Source organism: Brevundimonas sp. Root1423, from assembly GCF_001426805.1.
This window is the reverse complement of the sequence record NZ_LMFL01000045.1, coordinates 423,241-441,400: the sequence shown is the minus strand read 5'-3', so window position 1 is coordinate 441,400 and position 18,160 is coordinate 423,241. Positions and strand designations below refer to the sequence as shown.

The window sequence follows — 18,160 nt, the reverse complement described above, 5'->3', positions numbered from 1 at the left end:
CCACGTTCTGATGACGTGGTAGCGCTAACATCATCAGCTTGAGAGCCGGCTGTCAATGCGGGACGGGGCCGGTGCTGTCGCGCGTGATCAGGTGGTGGCGGATCGGCTCGGGTTCCGCGCCGGGCCGGGCCAGACGGATCGCGGCCTCATGGGCCATGTCGGCGGCCGGTTGCCGTACCGTGGTCAGCGTTGGCCAGGAGTTGGCCGCGATATAGGTGTCGTCGAATCCCGCGACGGATACGTCGCCGGGCGCGTCCAGTCCCGCGCCGTGGACCGCGGCGAGCGCCCCGGACGCCATGTCGTCATTGCTGGCGAAAATGGCGGTCGGGCGGGGCGTTCCGGCCAGCAACCGGCGCGCGGCCTCAAGGCCCGAGCGATAGGTGAAGTCACCCTCCACGACCGAAAGGCTTGCACCGGGGATGCTGGCCACTGCCTGCTCGGCGCCCTGCCGGCGTTCGGCGCTGGCGCTCTGGTCGCCGCGGCCCTCGATGAAGCCGATACGGCGGTGCCCCAGTTCGATCAGATATTCGACCACCTCGCGCGCCGCCGCCCTGTCATCGACCTTGAGACTGACGATCCCGGGGCTCCGGCTGGGAGCGGCGAGAACGACGGCGCGAAGGCCGGCTCTGGCGATTGCATCAAGGGTCGCGGCCGACTCGCCCAGCGGAGGGGGAACGATCACGCCCTGCGCGCCGCCCGCGACGAGCCGCGACACCGCCAGCCGCTCGGCCGCGGGATCTCCGGCCTGGGATGGTTCGATCATGAGCAGCAAGCCTGCCGCCCGCGCGCCGGAAAGGGCGCCCGCCAGAACCTCGGCCAGATAGGCGTTGCTGGGGTTGGCGTAGAGCAGGCCGATCCGGCCGGCTCCGGCGCGGGCCAGGATCCGCGCCGCCGGGTCCGGCGCATATCCGGTCGCGGTGATGACGGCTTCCACCTTGGCGCGGGTCTCGGGCCGCACATTGGCGCTGTCGTTGATGACCCGGGACACGGTCATGGGCGACACGCCCGCCAGCCGGGCGACATCTCCTATCGTCGGTTTGCGGTCGTCGTCGTTCATGGCTCCCCCACCGGGACGTTATCCTGCAGCGCGCGAGTCGCGGAAATGATCGCGTGCTTCACTGCGCCAAGCCTTCTACGGGCGCAACAGCACGGCCCACGGCCGCCCGGCGATGGGGGCAGGCGGCGACAAACGGGTCTGCCCGGGCGCCACCGTCTCTGTCTGTTCGACCGCTCCGGCCTCGCTGATCCAGCGCGCCGTCAGGGTCGTGCCCGGGGCCTGATCGAAGACCAGCGGCTGGCCGTCCATGCTGAAGATGAGCGTGGCTCCGTCGGGCGTGGACAGGGCCCATGCGGTCCCGGTAGGCCTCAGGAGACTGGAGGCGGGCCGGAGCGTCGCGCGGTATTCAGCCGACAGGGCCGTCTCGATCTGGCGGCTCAGGTCGGGGAAACCGTCTTCAGCGCCGATGATGGCGACGCCGGGCGCCCGGTCGCGATACTCGCGCCAGGCGCGGTACTGCATGGCCGGCGTGGACCGCCACAACGCCCGCCGAACCGCGCCGGGGTCGGTCGCGCCCGCGAGATCATCCGCCGTCGCGATGGCGTCGACCTGCTGGCGGGGCGCCTTGTTCAGACCGCCCTCGATGGCGAACAGCGCCCCGTCCGGGCGATAGACCCAGTGATGAAATCCGATGGCGTCCACCGTCCGCGAGCGAACGGGATCGTCCAGAATGGAGTCCATCCCGGCCTTGGGAACCTCGAGCGCGACCTGGACGGACTGGCCGGTCTCGCGTTCCCATTCCGCGATCGTGTCGAGCCAGAACTGCACGAAGGGCAGGGGGCCGGTGTATTCCGGATCGAGCCCGTAGATCACATTGCTGCGCCCTTTCAGGGCGTCGAGCGTGTGCCGGATGTAGAGGCGATGCAGGTCGCGCCGGACCGGGTCCGACACATCCCAGAATGTCTCCGAAGCCGGAACCTCGTCAGGCATTCCGGTGGCCTGCAGGGCGTTCACGGGCCGCCATGGGAAGTCCACGTAGTGGGCGCGGCTCTCCAGCAGCCAGTGCTGCATATAGAGCTTGTGATACAGCACGATCCCGCGTTGTTCGGCCAGATCGGCGAAGGTCGACAGACGGTCGAAGAACCACGGATTGAAGCGGGTCAGGTCGTATTTGCTGAGGCCGTCCCAGGCCCGGCCTTCCCCGCTGCGCGCCCAGGGCAACTCCATGAAGGGTCCCCAGACCTCGCCGGTGCGATGCATCGGCGAGCCGTAGAAGTCGTGATCGACGCGGCGCCGGTCGTACCAAAGTCCATAGTTGTGAATGACGTAGTCGCCGGTGTTGAGGCTGTTCGCCAGCTGTTCAAGGTCGTCCGTCAGACCGATCCCCTCGAGCCCGGGGGCGAAGCGGGTCAGCGCCGGCCCGACCGCCGGGGCCAGCGCGGGCACCATCTGGGCCTGGAAGAAGGAGAAGCCGATCGGGCGCTGGAGGGCAGGTTGCCCGTCGATCACAAACTGACCGTCGACCAGCTTGAGGGGGTGGCTCTCGACCGCCACCCGCCGGCTCTCGACATAGGCGGCGAGCGCGGCCCCGGAGAGCTTCGGAGTCGAAGCGGGAACGGCGGGCGCCGGCGAGGGCGCCAGCGCGGCGAGCGCCGCCGACCCCAGCCTCGCCTCGAGCTGCGCGCGATACAGGCTGGCCGGCGTCTGCGGCTGGGCGCGGTGGAAGTCGCGGCCCGGTACGACGCGGGAATCCTCCAGCGCGCCGTCCCCGGTCAGTTCGCCCCGGCATCCGATCGCCGCGTTCGCTGCACCCGGTGGATTTCTCACCTCGACATCGGTCGCCTCGCAATTCCACAGGACGGAGTTCGCCGCCGACCAGCCGACGCCCTGTCCGTCACGGCCCCGGTGGGTCAGGTTCAGGGCGCCGCCGCGCACCTTGACGCTGTCGAACAGCGCGCCGGTCGCCCAGCTTTCCAGCGTACCGCTATCGCCGTTGGCGTCTTCCGACAGGCAGTCGAGCAAGACGTTCGGACCCGCGGCCGCATGGCCGAGGCCGAAATCATGGATGCCGTCCCGGCTGCGACAGCGAACGAACAGGGTCTGCTGTCCGGCAGAGTAGAACACCCGTCGGCGCAGGCCGCCGAGTTCCGACACGGGAGCCGAGCCGGAGACGTCCTGCACGGTGATCCGGCGGCTGGCTGCGCCGAGGTCGACGACGGAGCTGACGAAGCCCTCCGCCGCCACGTCGCGCACCCAGCTGTCCTCAACGCTGTCGATGGCGATGCCGAACCAGCTGTGATCCTCGTCGGACGGTCGCGCGGGGTCGGACTGCGAAATCAGCCGCAGATGCTCCACGCCGGTCTCGCGCAGGCGGATTGCGGAAGGACCCGGGGACAGCACCGCTTCGCCGGCGCCGATCGCCATGGTCAGGGGGGCGTCCAGGGTGACGGCGGCGCCGTCGATGGCCACGATCCGTCGATCCCAGACGATGTCGCGCGAGCCCGGCGTCCAGTTCAGACGCCCCTCCGGCCGCCAGCCGACGAAGGCGTCCATGCCCAGACTCGCGATCCACGCCGCCGTGCTGGGCCTTCGCACGACGATGGAGTCTCCCACAGACAACCCCTCGACGGTCGCCAGTGGAATGCGTGAAGAGCCGACCGGGACCGCGCCGGCTACCTGCCGGCCGTCCGCCGCACCGGGCGTCTCCCGGGTCGGAGTGTCGATGCGGATGAGGGCGCGGCGATCATGACCCGTCGCGATCAGGCGCGTTCCAGCGCCATCGCTTCCGGCGCCCCGCAGGACCACGCCCCCGACGCCGAGCCTGATCTGTCCGGCGATCTGGAACTCGCCCGCATCCAGCTGAACGACCCCGCGCTGACCCTCCTCACTGGCGGGCAGACCCTCGACGATTCTCACCGCCGCCATGACCCGGTCCGTGTCGTCGCCGGGTCCGGGCGCGACCAGAATCGTCGCGGGCGCGTGCGGCAGAGGGACGCCGCCTCCGCGGTAGCCGGCGTGGGAAAAGTCGATCGGCGGCGCACGCCAGCCGGACAGGGAATCCGACGTCTGCGCCCCGGCCGCGGTCGCCATCCAGCACGCCGCCAGCACGGCCCATCCCCAACGTCCCACCCTGACCTCCCTAGATTTCACGCTAAAAGTATTATTATATTACGATGGAGAGCGGGGCCATGCCCGATCTCGAGCCGGCGCAGATCGGCAAACAAGGGTGGAGAATATCTCGCATGTTGACGCGGCGGACCTGGCTGGTCGGCGCTTCGGTCGCTCCGCTGGCGGGCGCGGTCGGCGCGTGGTCGCCCCTGGCTGTCGGCCGCGACGCCGTCGCCGCGACCATGCGCCGGGCGACCGCCTTCATGACCGACAAGGTGGCGACGCGGGGCGGCTATGTCTGGTCCTACCTCGCCGACTTTTCCCGCCGCTGGGGCGAGATGGAGGCTTGGCCCGGCATGATCTGGACCCAGGCGCCGGGCACGCCGGAGATGGGCCAGATCTTCCTCGACGCGTATCACGCCACCGGCGAGGCGCTCTATTATGAGGCCGCCGAAAAGGCCGGAGACGCTCTGATCGCCGGCCAGCACGAGAGCGGCGGCTGGAACTACATCATCGATTTCGACGGCGAGGACTCGCTGCGCCGCTGGTACGAAACTATCGGCCGCAACGGGTGGCGGCTGGAAGAATTCCAGCACTACTACGGCAATGCGACCTTCGACGACCACGCGACGGTCGAGTGCGGGCGGTTCCTGCTTCGGCTGCATCTGGAGAAGGGCGAACCCCGGTTCCGCGCCGCCGTCGACAAGACGACAGGCTTCATTCTGGACAGCCAGTATCCGGTCGGCGGCTGGCCCCAGCGCTGGCCGCGCACGGGGACGTTCGAGAACCACGGCCGACCCGACTACACGGGATACATCACCCTGAACGACGAGGTGGCCGAGGAGAATATCGGCTTCCTGCTGCTGGTGCTTCAGCAGCTGGACGAGGAGCGGGTCCGCGAGCCGCTCGGCCGGGCGATGGATTGCTACAAACGGCTGCAGCAGCCGCAGCCGTCGCCGGGGTTCGCGCTGCAGTACACGCCGGATCTACAGCCCGCCGGCGCCCGGACCTATGAACCGCGCGCCCTGTCGCCGCACACCACGGCGGCGGCGCTGTCGAAGATGATGGATTTCTATGAACTGACGGGCGACCGGACGTTTCTGGCGCGGATCCCGGAGGGTCTCGACTGGCTGCGCGCGGTCGAGGCTCCGGCGGAGGCGCATCGAAACGGGCTCAACTATTTCCGTTACGTCGAGCCCGGAACCAACCGCTTCATCGCTGTTCACCGACGCGGCTCGAACGCCCGGAACGGCGAATTCTACAGCGACTACGACATGACGGGCGAACGCGCCGAGAAGCGCATCGATGTGGGACGGTTGCGACAGCGTCATGACCGGCTTTCGGCGCTCTCGCCGGATGAGGCCACGGCGGCGTCGCCCCTGCAGGGACGCGGTCCGTCGCTCCTGCCGCAGTTCGTGGTGACCCGGGCCGTCGGGGGCTCCGATCTGAATGTGACTGCGGCCCGGGCGCGCGAGATGCAGGCGGCGGAGCTGGTCGGGGCGCTCAACGAAGAGGGCTACTGGCCGCAGGAACTGCGGACGACCAGCCATCCCTACCGGGGCCCCGGCCCGGCGGAACCGCCGCCCGGCTTCGTCGATCCGGGCCAGGTCGGCGACGCATGGGACACGTCGCCCTTCACCCTGCCGTCCGGCCCCGTCGGGATTTCCACCGGCGCCTACATCAACAATATGAGCCGGCTGATCGGCTATCTGCGTGAGACGGAAGCGTGAGAATCCGGACGCGTCATGGCCCCGCCTTCGCTGTCGCCCTCGGCCTGCTGGCGACCGGCTGCGCTGCGGCTCAGACCGTTCCGCCGGCGTCCCCCGCCGATACGCCCTCGTTGCCGGCGCCGGACCGGTCGCCGCAAGGTCTGGCTTACCGGGCTCAGCCCCTGACCACCGAGATATTCCTCGCCGACCCGGCCGCGCACGTCTTCGACGGGCGGATCTATGTCTACGGCTCGCACGACATCGACGGCCCGCCTGCGGATGACCAGCCGGGCAAGGGCTATGTGATGAACGACTACCGCGTTCTGTCGATGGATCGAATCGGCGGACCCGTCACGGTCCATCCGGTCGCTCTGGCGCTCGCCGACGTGCCGTGGGCCGACCGGCAGCTATGGGCCCCGGACGCGGCCCGGCGGAACGGCCGGTACTACCTGTATTTCCCCGCGAAGGACGCTCGCGGCGTCTTCCGCATCGGCGTCGCGACCGGCGACCGGCCCGAAGGTCCGTTCACGCCGGAGGCCGAACCGATTCGGGACGCGTACAGCATCGACCCCGCAGTCTTCGTCGACGAAGACGGTGAGGCGTACATGCTGTTCGGCGGCATACATGGCGGGCAGTTGCAGCGCTGGGCGACGGGCGCCTACGATCCCTCGGCCGGCGACACCGACCTGCAACAACCGGACGCCCCGGCGCTGTCGCCCCGTATCGCGCGCATGAGTGCCGACATGCTGCAGTTCGCCGAGCCGCCGCGTGAGCTGCGGATCGTCGACGAGGCAGGAGCGTCCATCCTCGGAGGCGACCATGACCGCCGCTTCTTCGAGGCGGCGTGGATGCACAGGCACGGCGGGCTCTATTATCTGAGCTACTCCACCGGCGACACGCACCATGTGGCCTATGCGACGTCCGCCACGCCGTACGGGCCGTTCACCTGGCGCGGAAACATCCTGCTGCCGGTGCAGGGCTGGACCACGCACCAGTCGATCGTCGAGGTCGACGGCCAATGGCGGCTCTTTTTCCACGACACCCAGCTGTCGAACCGCAACAATTTCCGCAGCGCCAAGGTCGTCGATCTCGTCCACAACCCGGACGGCGCGATCCAGACCATCGACCCCTTCATCCGCTAGCCACCTTCGTCTTCAGTCGTTCATCCGTCGAGGTTCGTCATGCAGTCCATCCACCGCCGCGCCGCTCTCTCCAGCCTTCTGGGCGGGGTCGCCCTGGCCGCCCTCGGGGGCCGGTCCGTCCGGGCCCAGTCCAATGAGGCGGCGGCGCCCCTGGGCCGCGAATGGGCGCATATGCGCTGGGCGCGGGGCATCGAGAACCAGAGGAAGGCGGACCTCGGCAACGGGACCTTCCTGAACCCGATCATGTCGGGCGATCACCCCGATCCGTCGATCCTCAAGGACGGCGACGACTACTACATGACCTTCTCGTCGTTCGAATCCGTGCCGGGCATCCACATCTGGCATTCGAGGGATCTGGTGAACTGGCGACCGGTGGTCGCGGCCCTGACCACCAATATCGGCTCGGTCTGGGCGCCCGAGCTCTGCAAGCACGGCGACCGGTATTACGTCTACATTCCCGCCCGTTTCCCCGACTATCGCTCCAGCTATGTCATCTGGGCCGACCGGATCGAGGGGCCGTGGTCCGAGCCGATCGATCTGAAACTGCCGAACCGGATCGACCCGGGCCACATCGTCGGCGAGGACGGCAAACGCTATCTGTTCATGAGCGGCGGCGACCGGGTCCGGCTGACCGACGACGGTCTGGCGACCGACGGCGCGCTGGAGCACGTCTACGACCCCTGGCGCTATCCGGACGACTGGATCGTCGAAGGCTTTGCGCCCGAGGGCCCCAAGCTGATGAAGCGGGGCGAATATTTCTACATGATCACGGCCGTGGGCGGCACGGCCGGACCGCCGACGGGCCATATGGTGATCGCGGCCCGCTCGCGTTCCGTCCATGGACCGTGGGAAAACTGCCCGCACAATCCGATCGTGCGCACCGTCTCGGGCGCCGAGAAATGGTGGTCGCGCGGCCATGCGACGCTCGTCGAGGGCCCCGCCGGCGACTGGTACATGGTCTATCACGGCTATGAGAACGCCTACTGGAGCCTCGGTCGCCAGACCCTGCTGGACCCGGTCGAATGGACCGAAGACGGCTGGTTCCGCGCCACCGGCGGCGATCTGGCGACGCCCCTGCCGATGCCTCGGGGTGGTGAAGCCGTGCCTCACGGCATGGCGCTGTCGGATGATTTCTCGACCGACAAATTCGGCATCCAGTGGAGCTTCTACGATCCGCAGGCGGACGAGAAGGCGAGGCTGCGCCGCGCCGGCGGCGTGCTCCACATGCGGGCCAAGGGCACGGCGCCCAGCAACTGTTCGCCGCTGACCTTCGTCCAGGGCGATCAGGGCTATGTGCTGGAATGCGAGATCGAGATCGATCCGGGCGCGGTCGCGGGGATCATCCTGTTCTACGACCGACAGCTCTATGCGGGTCTGGGCTTCGACCCGGAGAAATTCGTCACCCACCAGTACGGGATCGAGCGCGGCCGCCCGGCTCACGCCTACGGCGCGAAGATGCACCTGCGGCTGACGAACGCCTTCCAGAACGTCTATTTCGACACTTCGAGCGACGGCGTGAACTGGAAGCGGTTCGACCGCGGGATGGAGGTGTCCGGCTATAACCAGAACGTCCGCGGCGGCTTCATGATGCTGCGTCCGGCCCTCTATGCGGCGGGCGAGGGCGAGGCCCGGTTCCGCAACTTCACCTATCGCGCGCTCTGACGTCGGCATGCTGACCCGACGGGAAGCCATGGCGGCGGGGGTCGGCGTCGGCCTCGCCGGCGCCGCGGCGACGCGCGCCGGCGCGGAGCCCGGCTTCCCCGATCTCAGGCTCTGGTACCGACAGCCCGCGACGACGTGGGTCGAGGCCCTGCCGATCGGCAACGGCCGGCTGGCGGCTATGGTGTTCGGCGGGGTCGGGCGCGAGCGGCTCCAGCTCAATGAAGACACCCTTTGGGGCGGCGGCCCCTACGATCCGGCCAATCCCAAGGCGCTGGAAGGCATACCGCGGGTTCGCCAGCTGATCGCCGAGGAACGCTGGGTCGAGGCGCGGGATTTCGCCACCGTCTCCATCATGGCGACCCCGGTCCGGCAGATGTCGTTCAACAGCCTGGGCGATCTGTATCTGGATTTCACAGGCGTCGAGGGGGCCGCGAACTATCGGCGCGAACTGGACCTGGACGGCGCCGTGACCTCGGTGACCTTCGAGGCGGGCGGGAGGCCCCACGTCCGCGAAGCCTTTGTGTCGGCCATCGATCAGGTGGTGGCGATGCGGCTCGTGGCAGGTCCCGGTGGGCTGAGCTTCACGGCCGGGTTCGACAATCCCCCGCGCGCTTCGGCTGTCGCGACGGCCGAAGGAACCGACACCCTCGTGTTCGCCGGCCGCAACGGGGCGCAGCACGGCGTGGACGGCGCTCTGAAGTACGAGAGCCGGCTCCGCATCATCCGCAGGGGCGGACGGACATCGGTCGATGGGGGCAGGCTAGTCGTCACCGGGGCGGATGAAGCGATCCTGCTGATCGCCGCCGCAACCAGCTATCGCAGCTTCCGGGATGTATCCGGCGACCCGGCCGCGAAGACCCGTCAGGCCATAGCCCGGGCCTTGGGTAAGGGATGGGACGCCCTGAAGGCCGACCATCATCGCGAGCATCGCCGCCTGTTCCGAAAGGTGGCGTTCGATATCGGCCGCACTGACGCGGCGGACCGACCGACGGACGAACGGGTCGCGACGTCCCAGAGTTCGAACGATCCGGCGCTGGCGTCCCTGTACTACCAGTACGGCCGCTATCTGCTGATCTCGAGTTCGCGGCCCGGAACCCAGCCGGCCAACCTCCAGGGGGTCTGGAACGAAAATAACTCGCCGCCTTGGGGCGGCAAATACACGATCAATATCAATACGGAGATGAACTACTGGCCCGCCGAACCCACCGGTCTGGGCGAATGCGTCGAGCCGCTGGTGGCCATGGTCAAGGATCTGGCGATCACGGGGGCCCGGACGGCGCGGGTGATGTATGGCGCGCGCGGCTGGGTCTGCCACCATAACACCGACGTCTGGCGGGCGACCGCGCCCATCGACGGCTCGCAATACGGCGTCTGGCCGACGGGCGGAGCCTGGCTGTGCAAACACCTGTGGGACCGATGGGACTATCACCGCGATCCGGCCTATCTGGCTGACATCTATCCGGTGCTGAAGGGGGCCAGTCTGTTCTTCCTCGACACCCTGCAGGTCGAGGCCGGCTCCGGCTATTTGATCTCCTCTCCGTCGATCTCGCCCGAGAACACCCACGCGGGTGGAGTGTCGCTGTGCGCGGGCCCGACGATGGACCAGCAGATCATCCGCGACCTGTTTGCCAACACAGCGCGGGCGGCCGAACATCTGCAGGTCGATCCCGCCCTGCGCGACGAGATTCTGGCCGCGCGCGCCCATCTGGCTCCGAACGAGATCGGCTCGACGGGCCTGCTGAAGGAGTGGCGCGAGGATTGGGACCTCCAGGCCAACGACCTGCATCACCGGCATGTCAGCCACCTTTACGGCGTGTATCCATCGGACCAGATCACAACGCGCAGGACACCCGCCCTCGCCGAAGCGGCGAAAATGTCCTTGAGCCTGCGGGGCGACATCTCGACGGGCTGGGCCATCGCATGGCGGCTCAATCTATGGGCGCGGCTGGGTGACGGGGACCGGGCGCATCGGATACTGATGCATCTGCTCAGCCCGGACCGCACCTATCCCAATCTATTCGACGCCCATCCCCCGTTCCAGATCGACGGCAATTTCGGCGGCGTTTCGGGCATGACCGAGATGCTGATGCAGGACCATTCGGGCGAGATAATCCTGCTGCCGTCCTTGCCGGCTGCCTGGCCGTCCGGCGCGATCAGCGGCCTGCGGTGCCGCGGCGGGTTCGGTCTGTCGATTCGGTGGGCGGAAGGCCGTCTCGTCCAGGCCGACCTGGTCAGCGATCTGGGAGAACCCTGCTTGGTCCGCTACGGCGATCTTACGCTCGGGCTGAACCTCGCCCGAGGCGGGCGGCTGACGTTGACCCCGGCCTCGTTCGTTCAGGCTCCATTCGCCTCCTGAGAACGGCGCGTCCGTAAACGAGGGCGGACCCCCTTCGCCGATCGGGACGCGCCGATGTACAAGCGGTGGATCGATTCCACGCCGATGGAGCGGCCGGGCGAGCCGGAGGAAGTCGCTTCGGCGGTGTTGTTCCTGGCCTCGGACGCCGCCAGTCTGATGACCGGCGACGTGGTGGTCGTGGACGGCGGCTACACCTCCTGCTGGTGACGGACTGAAGGGGACTTGATGTCAGTGGAACAGCCGTTGCTGGCCGGCGTCGAACTGGGAGGCACCAAATGTGTCTGTCTGCTGGCGTCCGGACCCGACGATATCCGGGAGCAGGTCCGGATCGACACCACCACGCCGGCTGAAACCCTCGCCGCGATCCGTGAGGTGCTGGCGCGCTGGCATGCGCACCATGGGTTCGCCGCCATCGGCGTGGCCAGTTTCGGGCCGCTGGAGCTCGATCCGCGGTCAGCGCAGTACGGTTGCATCGTCAATACGTCCAAGCCGCTCTGGAGCGGAGCGGATATTCTGGCGCCGCTTCGAACGTTCGGCGTGTCGATCGGGTTCGACACGGACGTCAACGGCGCGGCGCTGGCCGAAGGGCGTTGGGGCGGGGCGCGTGGTCTGGACAGCTATGCCTACATTACCGTCGGAACCGGCGTCGGCGTCGGATCCGTGGTTCGCGGCCTGACCGTTCGCGGTCTCGGCCATTCCGAGGCCGGGCATCTGCGCATTCCGCGCATGGCGGGTCAGAGCTGGGCCGGGGTCTGTCCCTTTCACGGCGACTGCGTCGAAGGTCTGGCGTCCGGGCCGGCCATCCAGGCGAGGGCAGGTCGGCCGGGGGATCAACTCGAGGCCTCCGACCCGGCGTGGGACGAGGTGGTGCACGCCTTGGGGGCGCTCCTGCACAATCTCGTCCTGACCGTCGCGCCGCAGAGAATCCTGATGGGCGGGGGCGTGGTCAGCGGACGGCCCTTCCTGCTTCCGCGCGTGCGGTCGGCGCTTGTCGAAAGCCTTGGCGGATACGGCGTGGCTCAAGGCGTCACCGACGCCGACACCGGGTTCGTGACAGCCCCGGCCCTCGGCGATCGCGCGGGTCCGCTCGGCGCAATCGCGCTGGCGCAGGATGCGGTGACTCAAGCGATCTGACAGGTCTTGATGAAAGGTCTGACGCCGGAGGACGGCAGCGGGCGGTCGGTGGCGGTGCAGGCAGTCATCCGACAACTAGTCTCCAGTTTTGTAGTGTAAGTATCTGCAAAATATGGATTTTATGACTGGACATTTGTGATAGTTTAGTCGTCAGAACGAAGTGCCTCTGCCCCCTCGGGAGAGTGTGATGACGCCTGCCAACGATGAGCTGGAGTCGTTTCTGGTCCGCCTTGAGACGATGCCGCTGGTGGAGCTTCGTGCTGAGTGGCGAAAGCGATGGGGGCTACCACCCCACGCGCTGCGATCCTCGCGCCTTCTCCGCCATTTGATCGCGTGGCGTCTTCAGGCCGCCGAATACGGCGACCTCACTTGGGATGATCGAAGGCGTTTAAAATCGGCCTCGCTGCCGACCCTTCAAACTCTCAAGGAAGGCAGCCGTGTCGCGCGTGAATATCTCGGCGTGATCCATGAGGTGGTCGCCGAACGCGACGGGTTCCGATATCGCGAGCGCCAGTATCGAAGCCTCTCCGCCATCGCGCGCGAGATCACCGGGGTGCGCTGGAACGGGCCGCGCTTCTTTGGCCTTCGAACAGGTGCCGACCATGGAGCACCGTAATCGGGTCCGTTGCGCCGTCTACACACGTAAGAGCTCGGAGGAGGGGCTGAACCAGTCCTTCAACTCGCTCCACGCACAGCGAGAATACTGCGAAGCCTATATCAAGTCCCAAGGCGGGGAGGGGTGGAGGGTTGTTCGGCAGCGATACGAGGACGGCGGGTTTTCTGGCGCCAGCATGGCACGGCCCGGCCTCGAGAGGCTTCTAGCCGACATTGGTGCGAAACTCATCGATGCCGTCGTCGTCTACAAGGTTGATCGACTGACCCGATCGTTGGCCGACTTCGCTCGCATCCTGGAGCGGCTCGACAAACAGGGCGTCGCATTCGTGAGCGTAACCCAGGCGTTCAACACCAACAGTTCAATGGGCCGACTGACGCTCAACGTCCTTCTGTCTTTCGCTCAGTTCGAACGCGACGTGACCGGCGAGCGGATCCGCGACAAGATCGCGGCCTCCAAGGCCAAGGGGATGTGGATGGGTGGGGTCGTGCCGCTCGGCTACGATCCGCCGGACGACTCTGGTGATCGAAGACTACGGGTGAACGAGGCCGAGGCCGTCGCGGTGCGCTCGATCTTCGAGCGGCTCATACAGTGCCGGTCGTTTTACGACCTCCAGCAGCAGCTGATGGAAGACGGCGTCCGGTCAAAGTCCCGGCGAACGCGCGGCGGTGCTGTGAGGGCAGGCGTGCCGTTCAGTCGCGGCGCCCTGCGTCACCTCCTCCAGAACAAGACCTACCTCGGGCTCATCTGCCACAAGGGCACGACCTACGAGGGCCGCCACGAGGCTATCGTTGATCGTGCCACATTCGACGCCGTCCAGGCGCTTCTCAGTCATCGAAGTGCGGCTTGGAAGCGACGGGCTCCGGACTTGGAACGGGCGCCGCTGCAGGGTCGGCTTTTTGATGGGTTGGGACAGGGCATGAAGCCGGTCTTCGCCCGGCGAAAGGGCCGGCTCTACGGCTACTACGTAGCGCCCAAGCTCACGCTTGGCCTGGCGGGCGCGGGACCGACCGACTCGCTCACGCGGGTGCCCTGTCGGCCGTTGGACGATCTGGTTCGTCGACGGCTGATCGATCTGACTGGCGTGGATTCTGAAATAGTCTCGACGAGCATGTTGAGAGAGGTGGTGACGCGGGTCGAGGTTCACAGCGACGCGGTCCAGGCGGTTCTCAGGCTCAGCGAGCTCAGGCGTCTCAACGCGAGTTTGAGGGACGTCAACGAGTTGGAGGCCAGGCTACAATTGGGCGACAGGGTTGTGGCCGAGACTTCGCGCCTGAACCACGTCCGCATCTCCATACCGGTCCGCATGAAATTGCGCGGTGGCAGAACCTGGTTCGAAGATCGCGAAGCCACAGCGGGCATCAAGGCCAAGGCCGTAAGGCTGGATGCGATCAAGCGACTTCGAGCGGCTCATGATAGGGGACGTAGACGGGAGCCGCCCCCGCCGCCTCGGCGGTGCGTTGAGCAGCCGCCGCTTCGAGGCCCGCAATCTGGTCCGAAGCCTTCCCCTTGCCGTCCCAGCCTTTTCGGCTCGCAGCTCCGACATCGACCGCGCTGACCGTGGCGACAGCCTTGATCCGGCGTTCTGTGGACGACGCCTTGATGGCGGCTCCGCTGCCCGCGCAGATGCCGAGCGCCCCGATCCGACCGGCGTCGATGTAGGGCAGCGTCGTCAGGTAATCGACCGCGCTGTAAACGTCCCCCACCCGCCGCATCGGGTCATCGAGGAAGCGCGGCATCCCGCCGCTCGCGCCTTGGTGGGATGCGTCAAATGCAAGCGTGACGAACCCCTGTTCGGCCAGACGCTGCGCGTAAAGCCCCGCCGTCTGTTCCTTCACGCCACCACCGGGGTGGATGCTGATAATCGCCGGATACCGGCGAGCTTGGTCGAAGCCAGCTGGGAAGTAGATGTTTCCCGCCATGGTGATCCCGTTGTTGTCGAACTCCACGCTGCGCATGGTCGGCGCTCCTGTTTCTTGGGGTGTCAGGGTGCGGGCGGCGGCTGCGGCCCATCCCGGCAAGGCCGATGACGCGGCGACGACCGCCCCGGTCATCAGCAGCCTCCGACGGGGCATGCTGACTTCGGCTGACTTGCTCGTTTCAGTTCGCATACCGGTCGCCCTTGTGATCGAGGCGCTCGCTCAGTCGCCTCCGAGACCAAGGTAGGGCTTGCGGACGCCAGCGATTAGATGCTGAGTTCTGCATGGACTTATTACAGGGAGAACTGAATGAAGCGCGAGCAAATGGCTGACCTGACCGCCTTCGTGGTGGTCGCAGAAGAGCGCAGCTTCACCAAAGCGGCCGCAAAGATGGGGATGTCCCAGTCGGCGCTTAGTCAGATCGTCAGGCGGCTCGAAAAGAGCCTGGGCATGCCGCTTCTCGTGCGGACGACCCGTAGCGTCGCCCCTACCGAGGCCGGGGAGCGCCTACTGGCGACCCTGTCTCCTGCGCTTCGCAGTCTCGACGACAGCCTCGATGCGCTCAGCGACCAGAGGGGCAAACCAACTGGAAGCATACGGGTCACCTCGGTGGAGCATGCCTCGATGACGATCCTGGCTCCTGCACTAGCCAAGCTGTTGCCAGACTATCCGGGTCTGAAGGTCGAGATCATCAACGACTACCGGCTGACGGACATTGTCGCTGAGCGATTCGATGCAGGGGTTCGGCTGGGCGAGTCGGTTGACCAAGACATGATCGCCGTCCGGATCGGTCCGGATTTCGACATGGCCGTAGTGGGTTCACCCGCGTACCTGGCGGCGCACCCTCCACTCGTGACGCCGCACGACCTTATGGCACATGCCTGTATCAACCTTCGCCTACCCACTTCCGGGGGCTTGTGGCCGTGGCCGTTCGCAAAGGACGGTCGGGAGCTGAAGGTTCGGACGGACGGGCCGGTCGCTGCCAACACCATCAGCCTGAGCCACTACATGGCCCTGACTGGGGTTGGTCTCGCTTATCTCCCGGAAGACCTCGTTCGCGAAGATATCGCCGTCGGGCGCTTGGTGCGCGTTCTCGCAGACTGGTCGCCTCCGTCGTCCGGCTATCACCTCTACTATCCAAGCCGGAGACAGCCAGCGCGGGCCTTCGGCCTGTTTGTCGAAGCACTTCGTTATCGGGCATAGATCTGCCCACTGACGGTCACCTTCGCCCGGGGTCGGGAACGCGCAGAAGCGAATACGGGGCCGTCCCGACAATGCGCCGTCAGCGATTGTGAAACCGCAAGGCGTCGACGATCACTTGGAACGCCGGAAGATTGTGCCGGCGGCTAGGGTAGTAGAGGAAATAGCCGTCAAACAGCGGCGACCAGTCGTCGAGGGCCAGTTCAAGAGCGCCTGACTCAATCTTCGCTGCAACGATGTCTTCCGGCACATACGCAACGCCGAGCCCGCTCACGGCCGCGTCTATCATGGCGTAGGAGTTGTTGAAGGTCAGTTGGCCGTCCACCCGCACGCGCAGCGCCTGCCCGTCCTTTTCGAACTCCCAAGCGTAGAGCCCTCCGAAAGTCTCATGGCGCATGTTGATGCATCGGTGCCGGATCAGGTCCTGCGGATGCTCGGGTTTGCCCCGCTCGGCGAAATAGGCGGGTGAGGCGACCGCCACGAGCCGCCAGTCCGGTCCGATCCGCACCGCGATCATGTCCTTCTCGACGCTCTCGCCCAGCCGCACCCCCGCGTCGAAGCGCTCCTCCACGATGTTGCGGAAGGTGCTGTCGAGGACCAGTTCGACCCTGATGTCGGGATAGGCGCTAAGCACCGGCTTCAGTTTCGGCCAGACAACACTCTCCAGCGCGTGATCCGACAGGGTCAGCCGGATCGAGCCGGCAGGCTTCTCGCCGAAGCTGGTGAGCTGCGCGATCTCCTCCTGGATCTCGGCAATCCGGGGCGTGATCGTCTGCAACAACCGTTCACCGGCGGCCGTGGGGGCGACGCTGCGTGTCGTGCGTGTCAGAAGCCGGACGCCCATTCGGGTCTCCAGCTGCCGGATCGCATGGCTGAGCGTCGACTGCGCTACCCCGATCCGGGCCGCCGCCTTTGTGAAGCTGCGCTCCTCGGCGACGGCCTGGAACCACGTCAACTGGTTCAGATCAGGTGCCGGCATTGCTGTCGCTTCCCTCCGGATTATTCGTCCTGATCGATTAGTTCATGCCGATCTGGATGGCTAATCGTTTTGTCGCCCGGCCTCTAACTTCGCCTCCAACGATCCCGAGGAGTGTGAACGATGCAGGCGATGACCCTGAGCGATGCAGAACAGACGCCAGTCGCGGCCTGGGGCGCGGTGCTGTCGATGGCGCTCTGCGTTGCTCTGCTGATCGCGTCGGAGTTCATGCCGGTCAGCCTGCTGACGCCCATGGCCGAGGGCCTCGGCGCGGCGGTCGGACAGACGGGGCAAGCCATTTCGATCAGCGGCCTGTTCGCGGTCGCGGCCAGCATGATCATCACCACCGCTGCCGGCAGGTTGAACCGAAAATGGGTCCTCGTCGGCATGACCGCCGCCATGCTGGCGTCGCTGGTGCTGGTCGCCGCCGCGCCGAACTTCTCTGTCCTCATGGTCGGCCGCGCCCTGCTGGGCGTCTCCATCGGCGGCTTCTGGGCCTTGGCCACCGCCGTCATCATGCGTCTGGTCCCCGCCGCTGACGTGCCGCGCGCCTTGTCACTGATGTATGGCGGACAAGCCATCGCCGCCGCCTTCGCCGCGCCGATCGGCAGCTATCTCGGGGGTCTGTTCGGCTGGCGCGAGGTGTTCTGGGCGCTGACTCCGCTCGTCGCCATCAACTTGGTCTGGCTCGTGATGGCGCTGCCCTCTCTGCCCGCACGTCAGGCGCAGGGTCTCGGCGTGATGATCGAGCTGCTGAAGCGACGCTATTTTCTGACCGGCCTTGTGGCGTCGATGCTGTCGTGGGGCTCAGCCTTCACGATGTTCACCTACCTGCGGCCGTTCCTCGAGCGCGTCACGGGGGCGGACGTCACCCTGCTGTCGGTCCTCCTGCTCGTGCTGGGCTGCGCCGGCTTCATCGGCACCTGGGCCTCGGGCCGCTTCCTCAAAGGCAATGTAGGCCCGCTCCTGCGCTTGCCCGCCCTGCTGATGGGCGGCTGCACCCTGGCCCTCCTGTTCCTTGGCGGCTCAGCTGTGGCGGCCGGTCTCTTCCTGGCCCTCTGGGGCGCGATGAACACGGCCATGTCGGTGATCTGGATGACTTGGATGTCCCAGAATGCCGACGACGCGCCTGAAGCCGCCGGCAGTCTGATGGTCGCGGCCATCCAAGCCTCGATCCTCCTCGGGGCAGTTATCGGCGGACTGCTGCTCGACCAGCTTTCGATCACCGCAACCTTCGTGGGCAGCGTGGCTCTGGCCGTCGCAGCGGTGGGCCTGACCGGCAATGGCCGTCGCCTTCTCAAGCCTACCTCACTCTCCATCCCCTCGACCTGACCCAAAGGATCG

The 18,160-nt window shown here is 66.9% G+C and carries 13 protein-coding genes and 1 pseudogene; 10 read left to right on the top strand and 4 right to left on the bottom strand.

Annotated elements, in window-relative coordinates; all coding sequences use genetic code 11:
* Positions 1-52: 52 nt before the first annotated feature.
* Positions 53-1,057 carry a LacI family DNA-binding transcriptional regulator gene (locus ASD25_RS23755; RefSeq protein ID WP_056621082.1) on the bottom strand — a complete coding sequence of 335 codons (1,005 nt, stop codon included), beginning with the start codon at positions 1,055-1,057 and terminating at the stop codon, positions 53-55.
* Between the two features lie 75 nt (positions 1,058-1,132).
* A complete protein-coding gene (locus tag ASD25_RS23750) occupies positions 1,133-4,126 on the bottom strand; it encodes a DUF6298 domain-containing protein (RefSeq protein ID WP_156389446.1) in 2,994 nt (997 codons plus the stop codon).
* A 59-nt stretch (positions 4,127-4,185) separates the two neighbouring features.
* On the opposite strand from ASD25_RS23750, the gene ASD25_RS23745 reads away from it, so the two are divergent.
* The 8 genes and pseudogenes from ASD25_RS23745 to ASD25_RS32400 all read left to right on the top strand — a co-directional run.
* On the top strand, positions 4,186-5,835 hold the full coding sequence (locus ASD25_RS23745; RefSeq protein WP_235562858.1) for a pectate lyase: 1,650 nt from the start codon (positions 4,186-4,188) through the stop codon (positions 5,833-5,835).
* The gene (locus ASD25_RS23740; RefSeq protein ID WP_056621075.1) at positions 5,832-6,956 is read left to right on the top strand and encodes a glycoside hydrolase family 43 protein; all 1,125 of its coding nucleotides are present in this window, start codon (positions 5,832-5,834) and stop codon (positions 6,954-6,956) included. Before ASD25_RS23745 ends, ASD25_RS23740 begins: the two co-directional genes overlap by 4 nt.
* A 39-nt stretch (positions 6,957-6,995) precedes the next feature.
* Entirely contained in the window at positions 6,996-8,618 is a 1,623-nt protein-coding gene (locus ASD25_RS23735) for a family 43 glycosylhydrolase (protein ID WP_056621073.1), read from the top strand.
* A gap of 7 nt (positions 8,619-8,625) precedes the next feature.
* The gene (locus ASD25_RS23730; protein WP_056621071.1) at positions 8,626-10,974 is read left to right on the top strand and encodes a glycoside hydrolase N-terminal domain-containing protein; all 2,349 of its coding nucleotides are present in this window, start codon (positions 8,626-8,628) and stop codon (positions 10,972-10,974) included.
* Positions 10,975-11,028: 54 nt separating this feature from the next.
* Positions 11,029-11,181, top strand: a complete 153-nt coding sequence (locus ASD25_RS29785) for an SDR family oxidoreductase (protein WP_082572594.1) — start codon at positions 11,029-11,031, stop codon at positions 11,179-11,181.
* 18 nt (positions 11,182-11,199) lie between these two features.
* The gene (locus ASD25_RS23725) at positions 11,200-12,108 is read left to right on the top strand and encodes an ROK family protein (protein WP_056621068.1); all 909 of its coding nucleotides are present in this window, start codon (positions 11,200-11,202) and stop codon (positions 12,106-12,108) included.
* Between the two features lie 187 nt (positions 12,109-12,295).
* Positions 12,296-12,724, top strand: a complete 429-nt coding sequence (locus tag ASD25_RS29780; RefSeq protein ID WP_082572592.1) for a DUF2924 domain-containing protein — start codon at positions 12,296-12,298, stop codon at positions 12,722-12,724.
* Positions 12,711-13,547, top strand: a pseudogene (locus ASD25_RS32400) (recombinase family protein); the annotation flags it as partial. The gene ASD25_RS29780 and the pseudogene ASD25_RS32400, both read left to right, overlap by 14 nt.
* Before the next feature lie 565 nt (positions 13,548-14,112).
* On the opposite strand, the gene ASD25_RS32395 reads toward ASD25_RS32400, so the two are convergent.
* On the bottom strand, positions 14,113-14,775 hold the full coding sequence (locus tag ASD25_RS32395) for an alpha/beta hydrolase (protein ID WP_235562857.1): 663 nt from the start codon (positions 14,773-14,775) through the stop codon (positions 14,113-14,115).
* A gap of 174 nt (positions 14,776-14,949) precedes the next feature.
* Between ASD25_RS32395 and ASD25_RS23710 the strand changes: the two genes are divergently transcribed.
* On the top strand, positions 14,950-15,843 hold the full coding sequence (locus ASD25_RS23710) for a LysR family transcriptional regulator (RefSeq protein WP_056621062.1): 894 nt from the start codon (positions 14,950-14,952) through the stop codon (positions 15,841-15,843).
* Between the two features lie 79 nt (positions 15,844-15,922).
* Here ASD25_RS23710 and ASD25_RS23705 read toward each other — a convergent pair whose 3' ends face one another.
* Entirely contained in the window at positions 15,923-16,819 is an 897-nt protein-coding gene (locus tag ASD25_RS23705; RefSeq protein WP_056621061.1) for a LysR family transcriptional regulator, read from the bottom strand.
* A gap of 120 nt (positions 16,820-16,939) precedes the next feature.
* Between ASD25_RS23705 and ASD25_RS23700 the strand changes: the two genes are divergently transcribed.
* The gene (locus ASD25_RS23700) at positions 16,940-18,148 is read left to right on the top strand and encodes an MFS transporter (protein WP_056621058.1); all 1,209 of its coding nucleotides are present in this window, start codon (positions 16,940-16,942) and stop codon (positions 18,146-18,148) included.
* Positions 18,149-18,160 lie beyond the last annotated feature (12 nt).